This window comes from Acidimicrobiales bacterium, from assembly GCA_035546775.1.
In the GTDB taxonomy this organism is placed as follows: domain Bacteria; phylum Actinomycetota; class Acidimicrobiia; order Acidimicrobiales; family JACCXE01; genus JACCXE01.
This window is the reverse complement of record DASZWD010000002.1, coordinates 20,513-40,902: the sequence shown is the minus strand read 5'-3', so window position 1 is coordinate 40,902 and position 20,390 is coordinate 20,513. Positions and strand designations below refer to the sequence as shown.

24 protein-coding genes are annotated in these 20,390 nt (G+C 69.0%); 13 read left to right on the top strand and 11 right to left on the bottom strand.

Going from position 1 to position 20,390, the window contains the following annotated elements:
* The first annotated feature begins 7 nt into the window (after window positions 1–7).
* Window positions 8–745, top strand: coding sequence for a class I SAM-dependent methyltransferase (locus VHC63_00535; GenBank protein ID HVV35059.1), 738 nt, complete (start codon window positions 8–10; stop codon window positions 743–745).
* Window positions 746–829: 84 nt separating this feature from the next.
* On the opposite strand, the gene VHC63_00530 is transcribed toward VHC63_00535, so the two are convergent.
* A complete protein-coding gene (locus tag VHC63_00530) occupies window positions 830–1,795 on the bottom strand; it encodes a D-cysteine desulfhydrase family protein (GenBank protein HVV35058.1) in 966 nt (321 codons plus the stop codon).
* 17 nt (window positions 1,796–1,812) lie between these two features.
* Here VHC63_00530 and VHC63_00525 point away from each other — a divergent pair, with 17 nt between their 5' ends.
* A complete protein-coding gene (locus VHC63_00525) occupies window positions 1,813–2,424 on the top strand; it encodes a cysteine dioxygenase family protein (GenBank protein HVV35057.1) in 612 nt (203 codons plus the stop codon).
* Here the strand turns inward: VHC63_00525 and VHC63_00520 are convergent.
* Complete coding sequence (locus tag VHC63_00520) at window positions 2,411–3,799, bottom strand: CCA tRNA nucleotidyltransferase (GenBank protein ID HVV35056.1); 1,389 nt, start codon at window positions 3,797–3,799, stop codon at window positions 2,411–2,413. The genes VHC63_00525 and VHC63_00520 overlap by 14 nt on opposite strands.
* A gap of 24 nt (window positions 3,800–3,823) precedes the next feature.
* On the opposite strand from VHC63_00520, the gene VHC63_00515 reads away from it, so the two are divergent.
* From VHC63_00515 to VHC63_00490, 6 genes are read left to right on the top strand one after another with little or no spacing between them, the layout of a single operon-like run.
* A complete protein-coding gene (locus VHC63_00515) occupies window positions 3,824–4,543 on the top strand; it encodes a GNAT family N-acetyltransferase (protein HVV35055.1) in 720 nt (239 codons plus the stop codon).
* On the top strand, window positions 4,540–6,513 hold the full coding sequence (locus VHC63_00510) for a DUF6049 family protein (protein ID HVV35054.1): 1,974 nt from the start codon (window positions 4,540–4,542) through the stop codon (window positions 6,511–6,513). The genes VHC63_00515 and VHC63_00510 overlap by 4 nt, the downstream gene beginning before the upstream one ends.
* A gap of 18 nt (window positions 6,514–6,531) precedes the next feature.
* Window positions 6,532–7,389: a DegV family protein gene (locus VHC63_00505; GenBank protein ID HVV35053.1), complete on the top strand. Its 858-nt coding sequence runs from the start codon at window positions 6,532–6,534 to the stop codon at window positions 7,387–7,389.
* 18 nt (window positions 7,390–7,407) lie between these two features.
* On the top strand, window positions 7,408–8,658 hold the full coding sequence (locus VHC63_00500; GenBank protein ID HVV35052.1) for a protein kinase: 1,251 nt from the start codon (window positions 7,408–7,410) through the stop codon (window positions 8,656–8,658).
* Window positions 8,655–9,227: an RNA polymerase sigma factor gene (locus VHC63_00495; GenBank protein ID HVV35051.1), complete on the top strand. Its 573-nt coding sequence runs from the start codon at window positions 8,655–8,657 to the stop codon at window positions 9,225–9,227. The genes VHC63_00500 and VHC63_00495 overlap by 4 nt, the downstream gene beginning before the upstream one ends.
* Window positions 9,224–10,018, top strand: a complete 795-nt coding sequence (locus tag VHC63_00490; protein ID HVV35050.1) for a hypothetical protein — start codon at window positions 9,224–9,226, stop codon at window positions 10,016–10,018. The genes VHC63_00495 and VHC63_00490 overlap by 4 nt, the downstream gene beginning before the upstream one ends.
* Here the strand turns inward: VHC63_00490 and VHC63_00485 are convergent.
* Entirely contained in the window at window positions 9,945–10,325 is a 381-nt protein-coding gene (locus VHC63_00485; protein ID HVV35049.1) for a hypothetical protein, read from the bottom strand. The genes VHC63_00490 and VHC63_00485 overlap by 74 nt on opposite strands.
* Before the next feature lie 26 nt (window positions 10,326–10,351).
* Between VHC63_00485 and VHC63_00480 the strand changes: the two genes are divergently transcribed.
* The 4 genes from VHC63_00480 (at window position 10,352) to VHC63_00465 (ending at window position 12,987) form a co-directional block, all read left to right on the top strand.
* Window positions 10,352–10,654, top strand: a complete 303-nt coding sequence (locus VHC63_00480; protein HVV35048.1) for a hypothetical protein — start codon at window positions 10,352–10,354, stop codon at window positions 10,652–10,654.
* Window positions 10,651–11,598 (top strand): thioredoxin-disulfide reductase, encoded by a 948-nt coding sequence (gene trxB / locus VHC63_00475; GenBank protein ID HVV35047.1) that lies wholly within the window; start codon window positions 10,651–10,653, stop codon window positions 11,596–11,598. The genes VHC63_00480 and trxB overlap by 4 nt, the downstream gene beginning before the upstream one ends.
* 85 nt (window positions 11,599–11,683) lie before the next feature.
* Entirely contained in the window at window positions 11,684–11,998 is a 315-nt protein-coding gene (gene trxA / locus VHC63_00470; GenBank protein HVV35046.1) for a thioredoxin, read from the top strand.
* On the top strand, window positions 11,995–12,987 hold the full coding sequence (locus VHC63_00465; GenBank protein ID HVV35045.1) for a peptidoglycan-binding protein: 993 nt from the start codon (window positions 11,995–11,997) through the stop codon (window positions 12,985–12,987). Before trxA ends, VHC63_00465 begins: the two co-directional genes overlap by 4 nt.
* A 113-nt stretch (window positions 12,988–13,100) precedes the next feature.
* Here the strand turns inward: VHC63_00465 and VHC63_00460 are convergent, their stop codons facing one another.
* The 8 genes from VHC63_00460 to rpmH form a co-directional block, all read right to left on the bottom strand.
* Window positions 13,101–14,018, bottom strand: a complete 918-nt coding sequence (locus tag VHC63_00460; GenBank protein HVV35044.1) for a ParB/RepB/Spo0J family partition protein — start codon at window positions 14,016–14,018, stop codon at window positions 13,101–13,103.
* Window positions 14,005–15,171, bottom strand: a complete 1,167-nt coding sequence (locus VHC63_00455; GenBank protein HVV35043.1) for an AAA family ATPase — start codon at window positions 15,169–15,171, stop codon at window positions 14,005–14,007. Before VHC63_00455 ends, VHC63_00460 begins: the two co-directional genes overlap by 14 nt.
* A gap of 111 nt (window positions 15,172–15,282) precedes the next feature.
* A complete protein-coding gene (locus VHC63_00450; GenBank protein ID HVV35042.1) occupies window positions 15,283–15,888 on the bottom strand; it encodes an RsmG family class I SAM-dependent methyltransferase in 606 nt (201 codons plus the stop codon).
* Window positions 15,881–16,867, bottom strand: coding sequence for an RNA-binding cell elongation regulator Jag/EloR (jag, locus tag VHC63_00445; GenBank protein HVV35041.1), 987 nt, complete (start codon window positions 16,865–16,867; stop codon window positions 15,881–15,883). The genes VHC63_00450 and jag overlap by 8 nt, the downstream gene beginning before the upstream one ends.
* Before the next feature lie 9 nt (window positions 16,868–16,876).
* Window positions 16,877–17,896, bottom strand: coding sequence for a YidC/Oxa1 family membrane protein insertase (locus VHC63_00440; protein HVV35040.1), 1,020 nt, complete (start codon window positions 17,894–17,896; stop codon window positions 16,877–16,879).
* 15 nt (window positions 17,897–17,911) lie between these two features.
* A complete protein-coding gene (gene yidD / locus VHC63_00435) occupies window positions 17,912–18,130 on the bottom strand; it encodes a membrane protein insertion efficiency factor YidD (protein ID HVV35039.1) in 219 nt (72 codons plus the stop codon).
* Window positions 18,127–18,459, bottom strand: a complete 333-nt coding sequence (gene rnpA, locus VHC63_00430; GenBank protein HVV35038.1) for a ribonuclease P protein component — start codon at window positions 18,457–18,459, stop codon at window positions 18,127–18,129. Before rnpA ends, yidD begins: the two co-directional genes overlap by 4 nt.
* Before the next feature lie 15 nt (window positions 18,460–18,474).
* A complete protein-coding gene (gene rpmH, locus VHC63_00425) occupies window positions 18,475–18,609 on the bottom strand; it encodes a 50S ribosomal protein L34 (protein ID HVV35037.1) in 135 nt (44 codons plus the stop codon).
* Window positions 18,610–19,022: 413 nt separating this feature from the next.
* On the opposite strand from rpmH, the gene dnaA reads away from it, so the two are divergent.
* Window positions 19,023–20,384, top strand: a complete 1,362-nt coding sequence (gene dnaA, locus VHC63_00420) for a chromosomal replication initiator protein DnaA (GenBank protein HVV35036.1) — start codon at window positions 19,023–19,025, stop codon at window positions 20,382–20,384.
* Window positions 20,385–20,390 lie beyond the last annotated feature (6 nt).

The window sequence follows — 20,390 nt, the reverse complement described above, 5'->3', positions numbered from 1 at the left end:
TCGTTCGGTGCCGACTGACAACGCCGCCGCGTGGGACCGCCACTCCGCCGCGTATCAAGCCGGCGCGCAACTGCCGACCGACGTCGCCCACTACGGCCCCGACATCGGCACCGAGGCCGACTATCGCCTGCTCGGTGACCTGAAGGGCAAACGCGTTCTCGAGCTCGGCTGCGGCGGCGCGCAGTGCTCGATCGCGTTCGCCAAGCAGGGTGCCATCGCCATCGGCGTCGACTTCTCCTCCGAACAGCTCGCGTTCGCGCGGCGCCTGTGCGACCGCGAGAACGTCAAGGTCGAATTGCGCCTCGGCGACCTCGCCGATCTGGCCTTCGCCCGCGCCGAGTCGATCGATCTCGTCTTCAGCGCCTACGCCTTCGGTTATGTCGAGGACCTCGGCCGCGTGTTCCGCCAGGTCCACCGCGTGCTGCGTCCCGGCGCGCCGCTCGTGTTCTCGCTGCCGCATCCCGCCTACGACATGATCGACGACGACTCGGATCAGCCGCTGCTGATCCGTCGCTCGTATTTCGACCGCACGCCGATCGACTACGAGTGGAACGGCATCTCGTTCACCGACTACCGCCACACGATGGCCGATCTCTACATGGGACTGCTGCGGGCCAACTACCGCGTCGACGCGATCATCGAGCCCGAGCCCGTCAGCAACGCTCCCCGCAGCCAGCACTGGCGCGAGACCTACAAGTACGTGCCCCGCACCCTGATCATCCGGGCCCGCAAAGAGGGCATCTAACGCGATAAGCCGGCCCGCCACCGGGTTTTGGTCCGTCTGAGACAGAAAGACCCTTGCTGAGACGGACCAAAACCGAGGGAGGGGCTACCGCGGGGCCTTCACCCACTCGCTGAAGGCGTTGGCGAACAGCGCCGGCATGCCGCCGGTGTGCACGAACACGACCGGACCGTCGGGCAGACGACCGGTACGGGCGTAGTCGACGAAGCCCGCGGCGGCCTTGCCGGTGTACACCGGATCGAGCACGAGGCCCTCGCACGTGGCGAACAGGTGCAGCGCCTCGCGCGCCGCGTCGGTCGGCGCGCCATAGTCGGCGCCGAAGTAGTCGTGGTCGACGCGCACGTCGCCAACCGGCGCGGCGCGTCCCGCCAGCGCGGCGCAGGCCGCGGCCTCGCGGGGCACGACGTCGTCGAGGTCCGGGCGGGTCCCGACGTCGAATCCCACGACGCGCCCGTGATCGCCGAGCCCGGCGACGAGCCCGGCGTGTGTGCCGCCCGAGCCGTCGGCCGTGATCGTCAACGCCGGCGCCTCGCCGAGCTGATCAACGATTTCGTCGGCGGCGGCCAAGTAGCCCAGCGCACCCAACGGCGTCGCCCCGCCGATCGGGATTTGGTACGGGACGCGGCCCGCAGCGCGCTGCTCGTCGCACACCGCGGCGATGCGTTCCTCCAGCGGGTAGTACGCGAGTGGTCCGGCCCACACGAATTCGGGGGCGAGGATGTGGTCGAGCACGACGTTGCCCGACGGCGTCTTCGGCTCGGCGCTCGACAACACGGCGACGGCGTGCAGACCGAGGCGATTCGCCGCCGCGATCGTCATCCGGACGTGGTTGCTCTGGCGTCCACCGCCGGTGACGAGCGTGTCGGCGCCCGCGGCCAGCGCGTCGGCGCACAGATAGTCGAGCTTGCGCGCCTTGTTGCCACCGCCGGCGAGTCCGGTGCAGTCGTCGCGCTTCACGAACAATCGCCCGGCGGGCAAACCGAGCGAAGCGGCGAGCCGGTCCATCGGCTCGAGCGGCGTCGGGCGGTGCGATAGGGCCACGGGTTCGATCACCCAGGCAAGATACGCCCGTGCCTCTCCCCCTCACACCGGCGCTGCGAGCCCTCGCCGACGCGGCCACCGCTGCTCTCGACGCCGACCTGCCGAACGAGCGGGCGCGCTGCGATGCGATGCACGCCGCCATGGCCGCGCTGCTCGCCAGCGGCGACGTACCCGCGGACGCGTGCGCGTCGCTCGACGGCGACGCCGTGGGCAACCTGCTCTACGCCGATCCGGCCGGGCGCTTCCACATCCTCGCCGTCGTGTTTCCCGAAGGCACGTCGTCGGGCGTGCACCACCACGGCTGTTGGGGCGTCATCGGTTATCTGCGCGGCGGCGACGAGGAGACGCGCTACTCCGGCGACGACGCGCCGCACGCCGGCGACGACGCTGAGCTCGCCGAGGTGTCACGCCACGTGTGGCACCAGGGCGACATCACCTACCTCCTGCCCGACGAAGGCGACGGCTGGCACCGCGTGCGCAACCCCGGCCCCGGCGACGGCGTCAGCATTCACGTGCTGTGCATGACGCCGAGCGATCACCCGCACCTGTTCTGGGACCGCACGACGAAGCACATCGCCGGCTACCCCTTCGTCGAGGTCGCGCCCGACCGCTGGCAGGCGACGATCGCTACGAGCGAGTAGCCCACCACTCGTCGAGGCGGCGGTAGGCCTCCTCCTCGCCGAGCGGGCCGTGCTCGAGCCGCAGCTCGAGCAGGAACGCCAGCGCATCGCCGACGGCGCGCGACGGCTTGATGCCGAGGTGTTCCATCACCTGCACCCCGTCGAGGTCGGGACGGATGGCGTCGAGCTCTTCTTGGGTCCGCAGCCGTTCGATCTCGCGCTCGAGCGTGTCCATCCGATCCGACAGCCGCTTCGCCTTGGCCTCGTTGCGAGTCGTGCAGTCGGCGCGCGTCAACGCGTTGAGCCGGTCGAGCAGCGGCCCGGCGTCGCGCACGTAGCGACGGATCGCCGAGTCCGTCCACCCCATCGCATAGGTGTGGAAGCGCAGGTGGAGTTCGACGAGTTTCACCACGGCCTCGAGGTCGTCGGTCGGCCAGCGCAGCGCCATCAGTCGCTTGCGCGCCATGCGGGCGCCGACGACTTCGTGATGATGGAACGACACGCCCTTGTCGGAGAACTGGCGCGTCGCCGGCTTGCCGACGTCGTGGAGCAGGGCGCTCATGCGCAGGATCAGGTCGGGCCGCGTGTTGTTGACCACCGCGATCGTGTGCGCCAGCACGTCCTTGTGCCGGTGGATCGGATCCTGCTCGACCGCCAGTGCCGGCAACTCCGGCAAGAAGACGTCGGCCAAGCCCGTCTGCACGACGAACCACAACCCCGCTGACGGATCGTCGAGCACGAGCAGCTTGTTGAACTCGTCGCGGATCCGTTCGGCGGAAACGATCTCGAGTCGCGGTGCCATCTCTTTCACGGCGGCGACGAGGTCGTCGTCGGGCACGAGGCCATAGCCCGCGATGAAACGCGCGGCGCGCAACATGCGCAGCGGATCGTCGCTGAAGGACTCCTCGGGCGACAGCGGCGTGCGCAACCGTCCGGCGGCGAGATCGAGCAGCCCGTCGAACGGGTCGATCACTTCGACGACCTCGCTGGGCTGGCTCGGCAGCTTCAGCGCCATGGCGTTGACGGTGAAGTCGCGCCGCGCCAGGTCGGCCTCGACATCGGTGGCGAACGCGACGTCCGGCTTGCGCGAATCCGGGTGATACGCCTCGGCGCGGTGGGTCGTGATTTCGTAGGACCGATCGCCCTTTTTCGCCCCGATCGTGCCGAAACGCTTGCCCTGCGTCCACACGGCGTCGGCCCACTTGGCCACGATCTTCTCGGTCTGGTCCGGCAGCGCGTCGGTGGTGAAGTCGAGGTCCTCGGTGTCGTCGAGGCGATTGACGATCGCGTCGCGCACCACCCCGCCGACGAGGTACAGGTTGCACCCGGCGTCGGCGAAGCGCTGGGCGAGGTCGGCTGTAGCCGCGACAAGGCCTTCCAGCCGCTCGGGAATCACCTATCCACCGTATTCTCAGCGCCGGTGACAACCGCGCTCGTAACCGACGGCCCCGAGCGCGCCCGCATTGGGCCCTGGCACGGCGACCCTACGGTCGGCTGCGTCACACCCGCACCGGGCTCGCCGCCGGTGTCGGCGCGGCTGGTGCACAAATGCCTCGACCAGCTGGCGCGCCTCGGCTTTCGCGAAGCCGTCACCGCCGCGATGCCGCCCCAGGAATCGGCCGGCTTCGTCGCCGCGGGATTCCGTGAGTCCGAGCGGCTGCATCTCCTCGAACGTCGCGTGACGGCGCGCGACCGCGACCCCATCGCCATCCCCGACGGCACGACACTGCGCCGAGCACGGCGCGCCGATATCGAGAGCGTCTTGCGCGTCGACTCCCGCTCGTTCGGTGCGTTCTGGCGCCTCGACGCCGACGGAGTGAACGACGCCCGCACCGCCACCACCTATGCCCGCTATCGCGTCGCGCGCGCCGACGGCGCCGTCGTCGGTTATGCCATCACCGGACGCCAAGGTCGCGCCGGCTACCTCCAGCGCCTTGCCGTCGACCCTGACCACCGCGGCGGCGGCATCGGCAGCGCGCTCGTGCTCGACGGCATCAACTGGCTGGCGCGCTGGCGCGCCATCACGGTCGTGGTGAACACCCAGGAGAGCAACGCCACCGCGCTCGCGCTCTACGAATCCCTCGGATTTACGCGCAAACCCGACGGACTGACCGTGTGGTCGACGCGCCTCGACGCGTGAGCGGCCACCGCCGCCTCGCGCCGCGCCTGCTGCTCGTCCTCGGCGCCGTGCTCGGAGGCGTGATGGTCGCGCCCGCGCCCAGCCGGGCGGCAACGGCGAAGACCACGGTCCAATCGTTGGTGCTCCAGAGCCAGACGCCCTGGGTCGGCGCCGGCGGGACCTTCGAGATCCGTATCGCGCCGCCCGCGCCTCAGCGCGACGCGGCCGACGACCTCGAATACGCGGTGTCCGTACACCCGGCGTCGCCGACGCGCAGTGCGTTCACCAACACGCTCACGAGCCGGCCGACGTCCGCCCCTCTAGCGGTCGTGACGACGCCCATGACCGACGCGTCTACCGACGCCGACGGCGCCGTCACCCTTGACGTGGGCGTGCAGGACCCGACGCAGCCCCGCGACCGCACGCGCATCAACCTCCGGGGCGCCGGCGTCTATCCCGTGGCCGTCGAGCTGCGCACCGTGGACGGCGCCGTGCGGGCGCGCCTGCTCACGCACCTGATCTTCGTGCCCGAGACCCCGACGGGCCCGAAGCTCGCCGTGGGCGTCGTCGTGCCCATACGCGCCCCGGTCGCCCTCCAGCCTGATGGCACCGACGCGGTCAACCCACGCGACGTTGCGTCCATCGTCGGCGTGGCGCGGGCGTTGGCGACGCTACCGAGCGCCGGCGTGTTGCTCTCACCCGCACCCGAAACGCTGGCGGCGCTAATGCGGCGTGACACGGCACCGGCCCGTGACGCCGAAGAAGCGCTGCAGGCGCTGGCTCCGACGCACACCATCGTGCCGGCGCCGTTCATGCCGACCGTGGCCGCCGCGACGTCGGATGCCGACCGCGTCGCGTCACGTGATCGCGGCCGCGCCCTCATCGCTGCCACGTTCGGCTCGACCTCCCTCGCCGACTTCGCGTTGGTCGACGACCCCGCGGACGATCGCGTCGCCGGCGAACTACCCAAGCGCCTCGTCGTGCGCGACGACGTGCTGGTGCCGTCGCCGACCCGCCTGACGACAGCCGAACCGATCGCAGTGCGCCACAGCGGCAGTCGCCTCACCACGCCGGCGCTGCTCGCCGATGCCGGCCTCGCGGCCCACCTCCAGAACGGCGCGTCGCCCGTCCTCGCCGCCCAGCACCTCCTGGCCGACCTCGCCACCATCTACTTCGACAGCCCCGGCCGTTTCCGCTCCGTCATCGTGGTGCCGCCGACGACGTGGCGGGCCGACGTGCGCGTGCTGACGCCGTTGCTCGCGGGCTTGAACTCCAGCCCAATCCTGGAGGCTGCCGGCACCGATCGCCTGTTCGAGTTGGCCACGAAGAAGACGGTGCCGCACACGCGCACGCTCCTCACCTCCGCGGCGGCGCCGAGTTTGCCGCGCGCGCTGACGACGACGCGGCACACGATCGACTCGCTGCGCACCGTGATGGCGGACGCGCCCGACGCCCTGCAGTCCTTCGACGACCGCCTCTTCATCGCCGAGTCGACGGTGCTCACCACCGCGCAGCGCCGGAGCTACGTCGACGGCCTCGCCGACGCCGTCGCCGACGAGCGCCACAAGTTCCAACTCCCGACGGGCGGCTCACTCACCCTCACGGCCCGCCGCGGCACCATCCCGATCACCGTGCGCTCGACGGCGGACTATCCGGCGCGCGTCCTGCTCGAGGTCGCCAGCGACCGGCTCCGGTTTCCCGGCGGAGCGACGCGCCACATCCAGCTGACCCGCCACGACACGACGGAGCGCTTTGCCGTGCAGACGCTCGGATCGGGCGCGTTCCCACTCCGGATCCTGCTGAAGTCGCCCGACGGCAAGGTACTGCTCAGCCAAACCCGCCTGACGGTGCGCTCTACGAACGCGTCGGGCGTCGGCATCGGCCTCTCCGTCGGCGCCGGCCTTTTCTTGATCATCTGGTGGTACCGGCACTCCGTTCGCCGGAGAAAGCAGCAGTTACGGTTTGACGCGTCGGCGGGTCCAACCCGTTGACCTTGTGGAGAGGACCCCATGCCAGGCATTCGTATCGTTACCGACAGCGCTTGTGACCTGCCGCCGGCCACCGCCGAGCAGCACGGCATCACGATCGTGCCGCTCACCGTTCGCATCTCCGACACCGAATACGTCGATCGCCGCGACCTGACACCCGACGAGTTCTGGCGCAAGTCCACGGACGCGAAGCAGCTTCCCGAAACCGCGGCGCCCTCCCCCGGCGCGTTCGAGCAGGCCTACCGCGACCTGGCGGCGCAGGGCGCCACGGGCGTCGTCTGCGTGACGATCTCGTCGGAGTTGTCAGCCACCTTCCAGTCGGCGCAGCTCGGCGCCGACGCGGTGAAAGACACGATTCCCGTGCGGGTCATCGACAGCCGCACCGTCACGATCGCGCAAGGACTTCTCGCCATTGCGGGTGCGGAAGCGGCCGCAGCGGGTAAGGGCATTGACGACGTGACCGCTGTCATCGAAGCGAAGATTCCGCACATGCGGGTGTTCGCCGCCCTCGACACACTGGAGAACCTCAAGAAGGGCGGACGAATCGGCGCGGCGCGCGCCGCACTCGGTTCGATGCTCAACATCAAGCCGCTCATCCAGGTCGAGAACGGGGCGGTGGGCGAAGCCGGCAAGCAGCGCACCCGCAGCCGCTCACTTGACCAGCTGATCGAGTTGGCCAAGGAGAACGGCGCCGCCAACGCGAAGTCGCTCGCAGTCATGCACGGCCAGGCACCCGACCTCGACGGGTTCGTCGACAAATTGTGTGCGGCCCTCGGGCGCTCACGCGACGACATCCTCATCGGCGACATCGGCTCGGTCGTCGGCACCCACACCGGAGCGCGCGTCATCGGTATCGCCTACGACGCCGCCGAGGCGTAGAGGAGCGATCGCGACCCGGTGACCAACGACGCGACCATCGTCTCGGGGCGACGGGTCGCAGAGCGCTACCGCCTCGCCGACCCGCGTCCGGACGGCACGTGGACGGCGGTGGACGAAACGCTGCGGCGCACCGTCGTCGTGCACCTGTTGCCGAGCGACGCCGACCCCGCGGCCAAGGAGCACTTCACCGCCGAAGCCCGCTCGCTGGCGCGCCTGAATCACCGCAACATCCTGTGCACCTATGACACCGGCGTCGACGGGGACGGCACGAGCTACCGCGTCGACGAACTCGCGGCCGGCGGTGCCCTCGACCTCGACGCCGTCGGCGACGACCACCGCGTTTCCCTGGCGTTGCAGATCACCCAGGCCGTGGCCGACGCCCACGACGCCGGGCTCGCGCACGGCGCGCTCGGCTCCTCGAGCGTGCTCGTCGACGACACCGGTCGCGTTCAGCTGCGCGGGCTGCGCCTACCCGCCGCCGACGAGTTCGACGCGGCCAAGCAGGCCGACATCGCCGCGCTCACCGACCTGATCATCGGCTTGGCACCGGCACACGCGTCGCCGTTGCGCGACGCCGCCGTGCAGTGGCGCAGCCACCAGCCCGACTCGGCGCGCACGATGTTCGAAGACGTCGCCGCCATCCCCGACGAGGTGCACGCCACCATCCCGCCGCCGTCAAGAGCCCCCGCGACCGGCGTGCCCCAGCCGCGCTCGCGCCGCGGCCAGTTCGTCTTCACCACCGTCATCGTCGGCCTCGTCATCGCCGCGATCGTCATCGCCGTCGTGGTGCCGAGCCGTAAGTCGGCGAACGACTTCCAGGGTGCGCTCGTGCCGATCCACGTCACCGCCAAGTCGTTCGACCCCGAAGCCAAGCCGCCCACCGAGAACGACGCGCTGGCGCACTTCGCGGTGGACGGCAGCACGGCGACGTTGTGGAAGACCGAGCTGTACCACTCGGCGTCGTTCGGCAACCTGAAGTCGGGCGTGGGCCTCGTCCTCACCGCGGAGGGCACCAACGAGTTCGACACCATCACCTTGACCAGCCCGTCGCGGGGTTGGACGGTCGAGGTGTACGCCGCCGCCCAGCCGTCATCGACTCTCGGCGGCTGGGGTCGCGCCCGCGCGTCGCGCAAGGTGGAGACGAGCTCGACGACCCTGTCGCTCAACGGCACGCCCGGCGGGGCCGTGCTCGTGTGGATCACCGACCTCGGGCCGGCCCGCCAGGTCCGTATCAGCGAAGCGACGGTGCGGGGCCGGGTCCCGAAGTGACCGACCGCCCCGACGACGCGGACGTCGAGTCCGCGTTGGCGGGCGACACTGGTGCCCTCGACCGCCTGCTGCGGGCCCATTACGACCGGCTCTTCGCCGTGTGCCGCCGCCTCACCGGCAACGACGCCGACGCCGCCGACGCGTGCCAGGAAGCGCTCATCGCCATCGTGCGCAACCTGCACAAGTTCGATCGCCGCAGCCGCTTCGGCACCTGGGCCTACCGCATCGCGGTCAACGCCAGTCTCGACGAGTTGCGCCGCCGGCGGCGTCGCCCGGCCACTTCGGAGCTCGGCCGCGTTGACCGCGACCGCCTCCCCTACCGACCCGACGGCGCCGCCGACGTCGTGGACCGCCTCGCCCTCGACGCCGCCCTCGCCGCTCTCTCACCCGAGTTCCGGGCCGCCGTTGTCCTGCGCGACGTCGCCGGCCTCGACTACGCCGAGATCGCCCAGGCGCTCGACATCCCACCCGGGACGGTCCGCAGCCGCATCGCCCGCGGGCGCGCCGCGCTCGCCGACACGCTCCGGGAACCAACCCGGCCGCGTCGGACGTCTAAGGAGCAGCAATGAGCCACCCCTCTGACGAGATCCTGAGCGCGCGCCTCGACGGCGAAGCGGTCGCCGCGGCCGACGGCGCCCACATCGACGGCTGCGCCGCCTGCCGCACGCGTCTCGACGAGCTGCGCGCCGTGACCGTGGCGCTGCGGGCGCCGATGCTGCCGCCCGCCCGCCTGCGCGAGGCAGCGGTGGCCTCCGCACTCGTCGAGACGACCGGTGCGCGCGCCGCCGTGCGCCGCCGCCTGGCGAGGCGCCGGCCGCCTGCGACGCGACCGGCGCGTCCCACGCGGCACACGAACGCCGCGTCGGCGGCCGCCGCGCTTGCTGTCGCTGTCGGAGTTGGCGGCTGGCTCGTCAGCCAGAGCGGTAACTCGCCGGCGACCACCACGAACGCCCGCCGGGCGGCGCTGGCGCCGATCGTCAGCGGCCCGCGCGCCGAGTCGGCCAATCCGACACTGGCGAACTCGACGCGGGCCGCCGGGTCGAGGAGCGCCTCGGCGGCCGCCGAGGCGCAGCCCAAGAGCACCACGTTCTTCGACGCCGGAGCCATCGGGGAGTACAACCAACTCGCCGCCATCATCGACAAGGCCAAGGCCGACCTGAGCGCGTCGATTGCGGACGCGCGCGCCGCAGCCGAGGCACCGTGCCCGCCGCCGGCCGGCGAGACAATCGAATGGCACGCGTCGCTTACCTACCGCGGCGTCGCCGCCTTTGCCCGCGTCGTACGGTCTACGAGTTCGGTTCGGGTTCTTGAGGTTCTGGACCAAGCAGACTGCGCATTGGTCGAGAGCCAAACGATCTGACCCACCAGGCCGCGCTCACCAGCGCGCAGAACGAACCGACCCAGCGCATGCCGGCGACGCGACCGAGTCCGTCGCCGGCGTCGATGTAAGCGGCCCACGTCAGACCGACGAACGCGGCGACACCGGCCACGCCCACGAGCACCCAGTCGCTCGTCTTGCCGACGGTGATGGCCGCCTCGGCGACCGCGAGGCCGAACAACACGCCGGCGACGAGCGCCATCACGCCGAGTAACTGGTACTCGCCCATGATGAGACCGCCGAGAGCGGCGACGGCGACAGCAGCGATGGAACCAAGGACTACGCGCACCGAACGGGAGGGTAGCGTCACCGCTCGTGACCGACTCTTCAGTCCGCAAGGACGACTGGGTTACGCAGCTGCTCGACAAGCTCGACGGGTTCATCGAATTCGTTCGCTCGAAGACGACCGAGCCGTTGGCGAAAGTGGCGCGCTATGTGGTGTACCTCGCGCTGTTCGCCGTCGTCGGTGTCGCGCTCCTCACGCTGCTCGTGATCCTGCTCATCCGCGGCGTTGCCTACATCCCAGGCCCGATGTGGACCGGCTATGCCGGAGTCTCCCTGGTGTTTCTGCTGTTTGGAACGTTCTTCTGGCGAAAGGCGATTCGGGCAACCCGATGACTGCACACCGCAACGTCGTGATCGTGGGTTCGGGGCCGGCGGGGCTCACGGCGGCGATCTACACCGCCCGGGCAAACCTGGCACCCCTCGTCATCGAAGGCGAACCGTCTTCGGACAGCGATCAGCCCGGTGGCCAGCTCATGCTGACCACCGAAGTCGAGAACTTCCCGGGATTCCCTGACGGGATCATGGGTCCCGAGTTGATGCAGAACTGCCGGCTTCAGGCCGAGAAGTTCGGCGCCGAGTTCCTCACCGCCAAGGTGACCAAGATCGACGTCAGCCAGCGACCATTCACGATCGAAACGACCGTCGGTGAGACGTTCAGCGCGGATGCCGTCATCGTGGCGACGGGCGCACGCTCGCTCATGCTCGGTCTCGAGGCCGAAAAGCGCCTCCTCGGCTACGGCCTGTCCACCTGCGCCACCTGCGACGGGTTCTTCCACCGGGGGTTCGAGGTGGCGGTGGTCGGCGGCGGCGACTCGGCGCTCGAAGAGGCGATGTTCCTCTCGAAGTTCGCCACCAAGGTCCACGTCATCCACCGTCGCGATCAGCTGCGGGCCTCCAAGATCATGGCCGACCGCGCCCAGGCCAACGAGAAGCTGTCGTTCATCTGGGACACCGTCGTCACCGACCTCGTCGGGGAAACCACTCTCGAAGCCGCGCAGCTCAAGAACATCAAGACGGGCGAAGAGTCCACGCTGCCGATCCACGGCCTGTTCGTCGCCATCGGCCACGTGCCCAACACCGACGTTTTCGTCGGCTTTCTCGACCACGACGACACCGGCTACCTCAAGACGATCGGCAGCTCGACGTTCACCAATGTCGAGGGCATCTTCGCCTGTGGCGACGTCCAGGACCACGTGTACCGCCAGGCGATTACCGCCGCGGGCTCGGGCTGCATGGCCGCCATCGACTGCGAACGCTGGCTGGAGTCCCAGCACTAGCGGAATACCGCGCGTAGCCGAGTCGTTTCACACCCTCGCGGGTACGATCGTCGTACCGCCTCAGGAGGAAACCGTGTCCGACAACCTGCTCACGCTCACCGATTCCAACTTCGACGAGACGTTGGTCGGCGCCGACACCCCGGTGTTGGTCGACTTTTGGGCCGAGTGGTGCGGGCCGTGCAAGACGATCGCCCCCGTCCTCGAGCAAATCGCCACTGAGCGCGCCGACCAGCTCAAGATCGGCAAGCTCAATGTCGACGACAACCTGGCCACCCAGGCGCGCTTCGACGTCATGAGCATCCCGACGCTGATCCTGTTCAAGGGCGGCGAGCCGATCCTCCGGCTCGTCGGCGCCAAGGGCAAGGGCCAGCTCCTCGAGGAACTCGACCGGTACCTCTGAACTGGGATTCTGAACTCCCTCTGACGCTCGGGGCCAAGGGCCCCGCAGTCGAAGACCTGCAACGCCGCCTCCTCGCGCTCGGTTTTCCCGTGACGCTGGAAGACGGCGTGTTCGGCGCCGAGACGGCCGAGGCCCTGCGCGCCTTTCAACGCAGCTGTGGCCTCGAGGCCGACGGCGTGTGCCATCGTTCGACCTGGTCACGGCTGGTGGAAGCCGGCTATCGACCCGGCGACCGCCTGCTGTATCTGCGCACGCCGTACCTGCGCGGCGACGACGTCGTGGACCTGCAGCGACGCCTCAACGCGCTCGGTTTCGACGCCGGGCGTGTCGACGGCATCTTCGGCGCCGACACCGATCGAGCGCTGCGCGGCTTCCAACGCAACGCCGGCTTGTCCGTCGACGGCATCTGCGGGCAAAAGACCCAGCTCATGCTGCAACGGTTGCGCTCGAAGGGGCCCGAATCCGATCCCGCCGCGGTGCGCGAGGCGGTGCGCCTGGCGAACGCGCCGGCGACGCTCCAGGGGCGGCGGGTCGCGCTCGGCGAGCGCGGCGGCACTGCGCCCTTCCTCCGGGAGGTGCAGCACCGGCTGACGGCGTACGGCGCCATCGTAACACTATTATCGCATCCGGACGATGCGATCCTGGCGGCGCAGGCCAACGCGGCCGGAGCGGAGGTCTACCTCGGTATCGCGCTGGCGCCTGCCGGCCACGCCTGCCGCGCCGCGTACTGGGGAGCGCACGGCAGCGTCTCACCTGCCGGTCGCCGGCTCGCGGGCCTACTGCTCGACGAGCTGTCGATTTCGGGCGCCGGCACCGACGGGGCACCCGTGCCGATGGCCACCCCGATCCTGCGCGAAACCCGCATGCCGGCGGTGTCGCTCGAACTCGGACCGCCCCGGTTTGTCGTAGAACGCGCTGCGATCGCGGCCGAAGCCATTGGTCGAGGCCTGAGTCGCTGGGCCGACGGGCCTTGTCTCGATCTTTCCTAGAGACTTGAGACCACGGTCAAGTTAGCCACAGAGTTCTGCACAGCCTGGGGAAACTCGATTGGTGCAGGTTCAACTCTCAAGCAAGGCGGCGTTTACGGCCAGTTCAGGCACGTTTACCCGGCAGATGGCTCCGTAATCCGGCGATAAATCCGCTCGAGGTCCTCGAGGTCGGCGAACTCGATGACGACGCGGCCCTTGTTCTTTCCCATGTCCACCGCGACCTTGGTGTCGAGCAATTCGGCCAGCAACTCCTCGAGTTCCCGGAAGCCGGGCGGCCGTAGCCGACGACTCGCCGCCGTGGGTGCGGCATCGGGTGTCGCGGCCGGACTCTCGGCCTCGGTGTCTGCGTGATCGCGTTGCTGCTGGTTGACTCGCTCACGTACTGCGTCCTCGACGGCGCGCACGCTGAGCGACTCGGCGATCGCCCGCTTCGCCAGCGCTTCTTGAAACGACCGGTCTGGCGTGCCGAGCAGGGCCCGGGCGTGACCCGCCGCCAGCTGGCCGTCGGCGACCATGCGCTGCACGCTCGGCGGCAGCTGGAAGAGGCGAAGCGTGTTGGTGATCGCGGCGCGACTTTTCCCGATGCGCGTGGCCAACTCGTCGTGGGTGAGATGGAAATCCTCGATGAGCTGCTGATACGCCGCGGCTTCTTCCAGAGGGTTGAGGTCTTGCCTGTGGAGATTCTCCACGAGTGCCTGCTCCAGCGAGTGCGTATCACTCGTGGTTTTGACGATGGCGGGAATCGAGACGAGCCCGGCGCGCTTGGCCGCACGCCACCGCCGCTCGCCCGCGATCAGCTCATAGCGCCCGCCTTCGCCCTCGCGCACCAGGATCGGTTGCAGCACGCCCAGCTCGCGCACCGACGCGGTCAACGACGCCAGCATTTCCTCGTCGAAGTGCTTGCGGGGCTGGAGCCGGTTGGGCTCCACGTGGTCGACAGCGACGTCGATGAGGCTGGCGCCCCGGTCGACGGTGACATCGGTAGGAATGAGTGCCGAGAGACCTCGGCCGAGCCCGCTAGGGCGCGCCACCACTGACCTCCTTCGCCAACTCCCGGTACGCCACCGCGCCCCGGGACGTCGGATCGAACGTAAGAATCGGTTGCCCGAACGACGGTGCCTCCGAAAGCCGCACCGTGCGGGGGATCACCATGCGGCAGACCTTTTCGCCGAAGTGGGTGCGCACTTCCTCGGCTACCTGCTCGGCCAACTTTGTACGGGAATCGTACATAGTAAGGACGATCGCACTGACTTCGAGCGTCGGATTGAGGTTGCCCGTCACCAGATTGACGTTCTTCAGCAGCTGCCCGAGACCCTCCAGGGCGTAGTACTCGCACTGGATCGGTACCAGCACCTCCCCCGCCGCTGCCAGGCCATTTACCGTGATCAGACCCAACGACGGCGGGCAGTCGATGATCGTGTAGTCGAACGAATCGTCCAACGCCTCGATCGCTCGCCGCAGCCGCAACTCGCGACTGAACGCAGGCACGAGTTCGATATCGGCGCCGGCAAGGTCGATCGTCGCCGGGGCGACGAACAGGTTGCGGACGGCCGTGGGTTCGACGCAGTCATCGAGCGATACGTCGTGCAGGAGCACGTCGTAGACCGAGTGCTCCAGGTTGCGCTGGTTGATACCGAGCCCCGTCGTGGCGTTGCCCTGTGGGTCGAGGTCGATGATGAGCACGCGAAAGCCCAGCTCAGCGAGCCCGGCACCGAGATTGACGGTCGTCGTGGTCTTGCCGACGCCGCCCTTTTGGTTGGCGACGGCGATCACGCGGGGGAGCGGCCGCAACGAGGACGGATGCGCCTTGCGCACCGGGGCGGTCACCTCGGCCGCGACCGGTTCCGCCACCGCCTCTACGGCCGGCGGCGCCAAGTTGGCGGCCGCCTCTTCGACGATCTCGGAGACCGAGGGCGGATCCGGCACCGGAGCGGGCGCCGGTTCGGCGGTTACGGGTTCGGTGACCACCGACTCGGGCAGTTCGATCACGTCGGCCATCTCGTCACCAACGGCAGGCCCGGCTTCAGAGGCTCCGTCGTCCTCTGATTCTGCGGGCGCCTCGGCGATCTCTTCTGGCGGCCCTTCCGGCGGTGGCGGTGGCGGTGGGGGCTCGGGCGACGCGCCGCGCAGCCGATCGAAGATCGCCTGGCCACGGCGGAGGATGTCTGGCTCGGGCGAACTCATGCCCGCCCATGCTCGCCCGCGAAACCCTCTACGTCAAGCACCTACTCGGACGCCCCATCCGCCAATGATCCACGTGGAACGTCTTTTCCACAGGAATAACCAGGGCTTTCGCTAGAAGAGCGGACGCTTGGCCGCAACTCCTGTCCTTCGCGGGAACTTCGCCGGGCACGGTTCGACCTGCTCTAGGAGCTGCAGGGTCGTGCCCTCGGTGGCGAGGACGCGCCCGCGTCGCATTCCGAGCTGGGCGAGTCCTGCGGCCGGCCAGCGCTCGGGCGCTCCCCCGGGTGGCTCGGCGATGACCGCCACGCCGCCCACCCGCAGCAGCGGCGCGGCGTACTCAGCGGCAACAGCGGGGGCGGCGAGCGAGCGGGCGACGACGGCGTCGGCGCCGGCCCGCCAGCCGGTTTCGGCCGCCAGTTCCTCGGCGCGGCCCTCCACGACCTCGGCGTGCACGCCGAGGTCCTCGACGGCCCACCGCACGAAGGCGATGCGCTTCGCCATGGCGTCGATCAAGACCCAGCGCAGATCGGATCGCCACGTCGCCAGCGGCAACCCGGGCACGCCACCTCCGGTGCCGAGATCCAGCACCGTGCCACCGGCGGGCAGCGCCGCGAGATACGCCCGCGCCTGCTCGATGTGCGCAGCCACCGGTCCGGGGCCGAGAAAGCCCAGCTCACGGGCCCGTTCGAGGACCCGCAGGAGGTCGGTGTCAGCCAACCGCGACGGGCTTGACGATCACCCGGCGGCGAGGCTCCTCGCCCTCCGAGCCCGTCTCGATGCCCTCGACGCCGTTGAGGACATCGTGGACCACCTTGCGGTCCGCCGGCGGCATCGGGTCGAGGCGCACGGCCACCCCGCCTGACTTCACCTGATCGGCGACCTGAAGGGCGAACTTTTCGAGTGCCGCCCGGCGCTTGACCCGGTATTCGGCCACGTCGACGATCACCCAGCCCTCGCGCATCCCCGTCTCACGCAGCACCACCGTCCGCGTCAGGTCCTGGATCGCCTGCAGCGTTGCGCCCCGAGGGCCGACCAGTAATCCCAGATCAGCGCCATCGACGGCGACTTCGACCGCCGACTCGTTGACCGAGCGCACGGCAACGGTCGCCTCGAGGCTGAAGGCGTCGACAAGACCCTTCAGAAACTCAACGGCAACTGCACCCTGCTGTTCCAACGCCTCCACCGACACGGGCTCTCCTCGAGTTTCTTCGTCGTCCGACCGTCGTGGCCGGCGTTCACCATCGCCCCCAGTACCGCCGCGGCCGCCCCGGCCGCGGCCCCCGCGACGCCGGTTTCGGGCACCGCCCTCGCCGCTGCTACCGCTCGCGGGAGCCTCGCCGACCGCACTGACCTGGGCAATCGCCTCCGCGACCGCCGGATCAGTGGCACCGTTGCGGCCTCCACCACGCTGGGCGGGTGCCGTTTCTTCCTCCGCGGTCGCGGTCGCCGTGCCGCGCTCGCCGCGGCCGCCACCGCGTTCGGGGCGCGCCCGGCGCCGGCCGCCGTCCTTCGAGCGCGGCGCAGTCGGGCGGACGCGCGCCCGCACCCGGGCCTCGCCCCGCACGCGACCGAACAATCCGGCCTTTGGCTCTTCGAGGACTTCGAACTCGGCTTCGTCGACGTCGACGCCAAGCTGGTCAAGAGCCAATTCCTTGGCTTCCTCAATCGTTTTCGCGGTGATTTCGACCCATTCCACGGGAGTCTCCTACCGCTTCTTCTTCGATCGCTTGCGCGCTTGGCCTGGTCGCCCTGGTTGCGTGACGCGTCCACTCGCCGGCCGGGTCTGGCCCTTGGGACCACCGGAAGCGCCGTTGCTCGGGCTCTTGCCGTTCGCGTCAGTGCTCGCACGCGAACCCCCGAACAACGACCGGCGGGGCGCCGGCGCCGCCGGCGGCTCGGACGCTGAACGGCTCTGCGCCTCGCGCACCTCTTCCATGTGGGCCTTGAGGTGCGGGTCGTACTTGTACATCAGGCCCTGCTGTGCCACGCGGAACAGGTTCGAGATCAGGAAGTACAGGGTGACGCCGCCCGGCAGCTGCAACGAGATCAGACCGGAGAACAGCGGCATGATGCGATTCATCGTCTGCATCTGCTGGCCCATCTGATTGTTCTGCATCGCGTTCGCGGGCTGGCGGGCCTGCATTTGGCGCAGCTGGTAGTACGAGGAAACGACGACGAGCACGATGAGCAGGTACAACACCGGGGCGCCGCGGCCAGCGTGTGTCGGAATGGCGCCGAAGTCGACGCCGAAGGACTTCATCTTGCCGCCGCTCTTCTCGAGGGCCTGGTACAGCGCGGTGTTGTGGCCGATGTAGGACGGGGTACCGGTCACGCACTTGTTCTTGACCACCTGGCCGACGCATTTGGCCCCCGCCTTGAGGGTGACGGAGTGCGTCTTCACCAGGCCGCGCAACACGCGGAACATCACGAGCAGCACCGGGAACTGGAGCAACATCGGCAGGCACCCGCCGACCGGGTTGATCTGGTGCTCCTTGTAGAAGGCCATCATGGCCTCGTTCTGCGCCTGCCGGTCCCCCTTGTGCATCTCTTGGATGCGCTTCATTTCCGGCTGCAGCTTCTGCATCCGCAGCATGCTGCGGGTGCCCTTGAGCATGAACGGCGTCAGGACACCCATCACTGCGAGGGTCAGCAGCGTGATCGCCACCGCATAGTTCGGGATTAAGTCGTAGAAGAAGGCCAGGACACCGGCCAGCAGAGAGAACACGGGTTTCCTTGTGAGTTAGTCGGGGACGGGGTCCCAGCCGTGGCCCCCCCAGGGGGCACAGCGGGCGAGCCGTTTCGCCGTCAGCCAGGAGCCTCGGGCGGCGCCGTGACGCTCGAGGGCTTCGACTGCGTAATGCGAGCAGCTCGGGGAGTAACGACAATGCGGGCGACGGCCGGCGCTGAGGCCCTGATAGACCCGGATGCCACCGCGCAGGACGCGGGCCGTCCGGCTCATCGGCCGCCATCCTGGAGAGCCGTAATAGCGTTATTTACCGCCAGCTCGAGGTCCGTGAACGGCGCGTGCTCCGTCGAGGCGTCGGGGATGATCAGGTAGAAACCGCTGGTCATGCGGGTAGTTGCCTGGGTGACGGCGGCGCGCAGCCGGCGGCGAATGCGGTTGCGAACCACCGCGTTGCCCGTTCGCTTGCTGATGGCGTACCCCACGGCCGGAAGCCCAGGCGCGGCGAAGTACCGCACGCGGAGGGGACCGCTGCGCACCGTGCGGCCACGGTGGGCGAGATCAGCGAACGCGCGCCGGCCCCGAAGTCGAGCGGCAGTCGGCATGACGCCGAGCCGTCGCTAGGCGGAGAGCTTGGCGCGGCCCTTGCGGCGGCGCGCGGCGAGGATGGCGCGTCCGGCGCGAGTGGACATCCGGTGCCGGAAACCGTGGCGCTTGGCGCGCTTCTGAGCGTTTGGCTGATAGGGGCGCTTCATAGGGGATCCTTGGTTTGGAAAGATCGGCCGACCGGCGATCTCGCCGGCTGGGGCTGGGCAGACGGGGCCCAGCTAATGCAACAGACCGACAAGGCTACGCCGCGCGGCAAGCACGCGCCAGCCGGGGTGGAAACCGGCTGTGGATAACCCGGTTTTCCCAGGTCAAGGGCATATTTCATCCACATCTTGCGCCTGTGGAAAACGGTGCTACGGTCGCCATCTTCTTTTGATCGACGCCGATCCGCAGCTGGCGTCTCCCAACGACAACTCGCTCGCAACACGTCGCCCTTCTTCCCCTGTGCACGGGCCGGCCAGCAGCACCGTCACGGGGGCGACGATGCGTGTCGGCACAGTTATCCACAGGTGTGGAGAGAAGTGTGGACAATCAGGTACCCGGGGAGGCGGAACGGCAGGTGACAGACGCAGAGCGGCTGTGGAAGGCGTGTGTAGACAACCTTCGCGATCGGCTGTCGGAAGCAACGTGGATGGCGTGGTTCGAAGGACTCGCCCCCGTCGCAACCGACGACGTGTCACTCACGCTGGCGAGCCCGAGCTCGATCGTGAAGCAACGGCTCGAAGAGCGGTTCCAGGACGAACTCGACGCAGCAGTGAGCGAAGCAAAGGGCGGGCGCGCCAAGGTTGTGATCGAAGTGCGGGCGGGAGAGGCAGCCATGTCCGATGCAGCGAGTCAGACCCATCCACCAGCGGATACGCCGATCCCGCCGCCGCCGCCCCGCCAAGGCGAACAAGCGCGGCTCGACCCGGAATTCACCTTCGACGCCTTCGTCATCGGTGAGTCGAACAGCTTCGCCCACGCGGCGGCGCGGGCCGTGGCCGAAAATCCCGGACGGGCCTACAACCCGTTGTTCGTCTACGGGGAGTCGGGCCTCGGCAAGACCCACCTCCTGCACGCCATCGGGAATTACGTGCGCCAGAACTTCCCGCACCGTCACGTGCGCTACGTGACGACCGAGACGTTCATGAACGAGTTCGTCGACGCCATCCGTACCAACACCACCAACACGTTCAAGCGGCGCTACCGCGAGTCCGACGTGCTGCTGATCGACGACATCCAGTTCATCGAGAGCAAGGAAGGGCTCCAGGAGGAGTTCTTCCACACGTTCAACGACCTCACGAGTGCCCGCAAGCAGGTCGTGATCACCTCTGATCGTCCGCCGAAGGACATCCCGACCCTCGAAGACCGGCTGCGCAGCCGGTTCGCGGCCGGCTTGTTGACCGACGTGCAGCCGCCACAGCTCGAGACCCGCCTCGCCATCCTGCGCAAGAAGGCCGGCCTCGAGCCCAACGACATTCCCGACGACGTGCTCGAGCTCATCGCCACCCACGTCAAAGACAACATCCGCGAACTCGAGGGCGCGCTCACGCGGGTGATCGCCTACGCCAGCCTCAACCGCCAGCCGATCACCCTCGAGCTCGCCGAGCATCTGCTGACCGACCTCATCTCGGGCGACCAACCACGCCAGATCACACCCAAGGCGATCCTCGACGCCACCGCCGAGACCTTCGGCTTCTCCGTCGAGGACCTGTGCGGGCAAAGCCGGCGCCGGCCGCTCGTCATCGCGCGCCAGGTGGGCATGTACGTGTTCCGCGACGTCACCGACTTCTCCTATCCCGCCATTGCCAAGGAGTTCGGCGGCCGGGATCACACGACGGTGATCCACGCCGTCTCGAAAATCGAGACCCTGATGAAGGAACGCCGCCAGATCTACGACCAAGTGACGGGCCTGATCACGAAGATCAAGACCGGGGGATGACACTCG